We start from the raw sequence: 4,277 nt of genomic DNA, 5'->3' as shown, positions 1-4,277 counted from the left end.
CTCCGGCGATTGAGGAGCGGGGGCCGGGGCGGAGTCCCTGGGGGTGGTTAGTTTCCGGTCAGGAGGTCGTCCGCGTCGACGATCCGGTACGCGTACCCCTGCTCCGCCAGGAAGCGCTGGCGGTGCGCCGCGAAGTCCTGGTCGATGGTGTCGCGGGCGACGACCGAGTAGAAGTGCGCCTGGTGCCCGTCGGCCTTCGGCCGCAGGACGCGGCCGAGCCGCTGGGCCTCCTCCTGGCGGGAGCCGAACGTGCCGGACACCTGGATCGCGACCGTCGCCTCCGGCAGGTCGATCGAGAAGTTCGCGACCTTGGAGACGACCAGCACGTTGATCTCGCCGGAGCGGAACGCGTCGAAGAGCCGCTCGCGCTCCTTGTTCGACGTCTCGCCCTTGATGACCGGGGCGTCGAGGTGCTCGCCCAGCTCGTCGAGCTGGTCGATGTACTGGCCGATGACGAGGATCTGCTGCCCCTCGAACTTCTTGACCAGCGCCTCCGTCACCTTCCGCTTCGTCGCCGTCGTCGCGCAGAAGCGGTACTTCTCCTCGGCCTCGGCGGTCGCGTAGGCGAGCCGCTCGGAGTCCGTCAGGTTCACCCGGACCTCGACGCAGTCCGCCGGGGCGATGTACCCCTGGGCCTCGATCTCCTTCCACGGCGCGTCGAACCGCTTGGGCCCGATCAGCGAGAAGACGTCCGACTCGCGGCCGTCCTCCCGCACCAGCGTCGCCGTCAGACCGAGCCGGCGGCGGGCCTGGAGGTCGGCGGTGAACTTGAAGACGGGCGCGGGCAGCAGGTGCACCTCGTCGTAGACGATCAGGCCCCAGTCGCGGGAGTCGAACAGCTCCAGGTGCGGGTAGACACCCTTCCGCTTCGTCGTCAGGACCTGGTACGTCGCGATCGTGACGGGGCGGATCTCCTTCTTGGTGCCGCTGTACTCGCCGATCTCGTCCTCGGTCAGCGAGGTCCGCTTCACCAGCTCGTGCTTCCACTGGCGGGCCGAGACCGTGTTCGTCACGAGGATCAGCGTCGTCGCCTTCGCCTCCGCCATCGCACCGGCCCCGACCAGCGTCTTGCCCGCGCCGCAGGGCAGCACGACGACACCGCTGCCGCCGTGCCAGAAGCCCTCGACGGCCTGCTTCTGGTACGGGCGCAGCGCCCAGCCGTCCTCGGCGAGCGCGATCGCGTGCGCCTCGCCGTCCACGTACCCGGCGAGGTCCTCGGCCGGCCAGCCGAGCTTCAGGAGCGTCTGCTTGATCTGGCCGCGCTCGGAGGGGTGCACCACGACGGTGTCCTCGTCGATGCGGGCACCGACCAGCGGCGCGATCCGCTTCGAGCGCAGCACCTCCTCGAGGACGGGCCGGTCGGTGCTGGTCAGGACCAGACCGTGCGCGGGGTGCTTGCTCAGCGTGAGGCGGCCGTACCGGTCCATCGTCTCGGCGATGTCGACGAGCAGCGCGTGCGGCACCGGGTACCGGCTGAACTGCACCAGCGCGTCCACGACCTGCTCCGCGTCGTGGCCCGCGGCGCGCGCGTTCCACAGCCCGAGCGGCGTCACCCGGTACGTGTGGATGTGCTCGGGCGCCCGCTCCAGCTCGGCGAACGGCGCGATCACCCGGCGGCAGTCGTCGGCCTGCTCGTGGTCGACCTCCAGCAGCAGGGTCTTGTCCGACTGGACGATGAGAGGTCCGTTCACGCGCGGCACCCTTTCCGATAGGCCAAACGTCCAGTGTGCCGCACCGGGGACCGGTGGTGCCCCGGATCAGTCCTCGGACAGCTCCGCGACGCCCGTGACCCGGTGCAGCGGATAGGTGCGGACCTCGTCGGCCGTGTGGTCGTACGCGGTCACGAAGCCGCCCTCGACGCGGATCGGGGCGATGACGCGCTGGCTGGCCGCGCCCTCCGCGTTCACGTACCCGATCCACAGGGCCTCGCCGGTCAGCACCGCCGCCTGCATCGTGGCGAGCGTGTCGGCGGCCCCGGTGCGCGGCAGTTCGCCGTCGGCGGGCCGCTCGGGGGCCGCCTTGCGCGGGGTCGTGGCCGCGCGGTCGCCCGCCCGCACCGCCCGGATCGCCGCGTCCAGGAGCGTGCCGTCGGGCAGCGGCGGGCCGTCCGGGACGGGCTCGGGCGCGGTGCGCGGCGGGGTGCGGTGGGCGTGCGCGCGCGTGATGAGGACATCGCCGTCCGGGGTCTCCGCCGCCGGCGCGAAACCCATCGCGCGCAGCCCCTCGAGGAGCGTGCCCGGGTCCGCCTGGGCGGCCAGGACGGTCGGGGCGAGACGGCGCAGCCGCAGGCCCGCGGCCCGCTTGTCGGCGAGGATCTCGCCGAGCACGGAGTCGTCGTCGCAGCGCACGTACGCGGAGGCCGCGCCGATCCGCAGGTGGCCGTGGCGGCGGGCCACGTCGTCGATCAGGTAGGACAGCGGCTGCGGGACCGGGGTGCGGGAGTGCGCGGTGAGGAAGTCCTGGAGGTCGGAGGCGGTGCGCCCGGCGTCGAGGGCCCGGCGCACCGAGCCCGGCGTGAACCGGTACACGGTCGCGCCGCCCTTCGACTCGACGTCGGCGAGGACGGAGAGGGTGTCGGCGAGCGGCCGCTCCAGCGGGCCCGGCGCCACCGCGGTCAGATCCGCCTGGAGCAGGACGTGGTCGAGGGGCTCGGGCAGCAGCGGGACGAGCAGCTTGCCCGCGCGGGCGGCGGTGACGGCGGCCTCGGCGGGCGTCAGCGGGGTGGCGGCCGGGCCGTCCCGCGGGTCCAGGGCGAGCAGGGCGCGGCCGTGCGCGGACAGCGCGCCGCGACCGGTGACGCCGAGCAGCTCGGCCTCGGCGAGCGTCCAGCGGACCAGGCGGCCGCGCAGCTCGAGGGCGCCGGGCGAGGGCCGCTCCCAGGCGAGCCGGGCGACGACCGACTCCGGGTCGGGGGAGGCGCCGTCGGGCAGCTCGGCCAGCAGCGCCAGCACCCGGTGGCGCACCTCGGGCGCCGCCGAACGGTCCAGGTGCGGGCCGAGCGCCGACAGCGTGCGGTCCTTGCCGTCGCGGCCGCCGACCAGGCCCGCGGTGCGGGTCGCGGTCAGCCAGGCCGCGGCGAGCGGCACCCAGCGCTCGGCGGGCGGCAGCTCCAGCCAGGAGTCGAGCGCGGGTGTCGCCGCGTACCGCTCGTCGGCCTCGCCGTCGGAGGCCAGCAGGCCCGCCGCGTAGGCCAGTTCGACCCAGAAGGCGGCGGTCTGCTCCGGCGCGTCCAGGGCCGCCGCCGTGCGCTTGAGGTCGCGCACGCTCAGGCCGCCCGCGCGCAGCACCGCCGGGCCGCCCTCGTCCCAGTCCTTCAGGAGCTCCTCGACCGTCGCGAGCGCCGTGTACGCCTCGGCGGCGGCCGTCGCGTCCACCACCTGCGCACGGTGCTCGGCCTTCACCGTGACCGCCGGCGGCAGCGGCTCCAGGGTGCGGTGCGCCCGGCCGCCGCGCAGGTGCAGCGCCGCCTCGCGGGGCAGCACGACCGTGCCGGGGCTCGTCGGCAGCAGGAGCCCGCGGTCGAGCAGCCAGCGCAGGTGCGCGGCGGGGCGCGCGGTGACCTGCCCGTAGGGCGGGCCCCACACCAGACGGTTCAGTACGTCGACGGACTCGGCCGGGGCCTCGTCGAGCAGGGCGGCCATCCGGTCCTGCGACGAGAACAGCTCGCTCAGCGCCGCCACCGCCGAGACCGGGTCGTGGGTGGAGGGCAGCCCGGCCGTCGCCACCAGCTCCTGCAGCCGGGTCGGGGACATGCCCGAGGTGGCCTCGGCGACCGTCGGGCCGAGGCCGGTGGGGGAGGGGTGCTGGGCGCTCGGGGCGAGGAGTTCGCGGGCGGTGCGCACCAGGCGGAGCTGGTCGTCGCCGCCCCAGACCAGGGCCTGTTCGCGCAGGGTGGCGACGGCGCCGGGCAGCGTGGTCGCGGCGTCCTCACCGGGGAGCAGGGCGTGCAGGGCGGCGTACGGGGCCGGGTCCGGGGCCACGGCCAGGGCCTGGGCGACCTGCTGGGTGAAGCGGTCCAGGTGGTCCAGGGCGCGGATCACGGAGGCGCGGGTGCCGGCGCGGGTCGCGAGCTGCGTCAGGTCGCCCGGCACCGGGCTGAGCAGGTCCGGGCGGGCCCGCAGCAGCCGGGCCAGATCCTCGTCGGTGCCGGCGCGCAGCGACTCCGCGAGGGAGCGGGGACTGGGGGTCGCCGGGGTCTGCGCGTTCGGGCTCATCTGACCCACGGTAGCCGCCGTTGCGGGTTGAGGGTTCGTCGCCGGGTGACGGGTGCGTCGTGG

The 4,277-nt window shown here is 75.1% G+C and carries 2 protein-coding genes; both read right to left on the bottom strand.

From position 1 onward, the window contains the following. Positions 1-47: 47 nt before the first annotated feature. A complete protein-coding gene (locus tag GTW43_RS20570) occupies positions 48-1,691 on the bottom strand; it encodes a DNA repair helicase XPB (protein ID WP_161303487.1) in 1,644 nt (547 codons plus the stop codon). A gap of 66 nt (positions 1,692-1,757) precedes the next feature. Next, entirely contained in the window at positions 1,758-4,214 is a 2,457-nt protein-coding gene (locus GTW43_RS20565) for a helicase C-terminal domain-containing protein (protein ID WP_161303486.1), read from the bottom strand. Positions 4,215-4,277 lie beyond the last annotated feature (63 nt).

Source organism: Streptomyces sp. SID5785 (genome assembly GCF_009870065.1).
GTDB lineage: Bacteria > Actinomycetota > Actinomycetes > Streptomycetales > Streptomycetaceae > Streptomyces.
Note: the sequence above shows the minus strand (reverse complement) of the source record. Positions and strands in the feature narration are given on the sequence as shown.

What these genes read in the sequence shown, in the direction of transcription:
- GTW43_RS20565 (WP_161303486.1), bottom strand. Translation starts at nt 4,214, where the DNA reads ATGAGCCCGAACGCGCAGACCCCGGCGACCCCCAGTCCCCGCTCCCTC.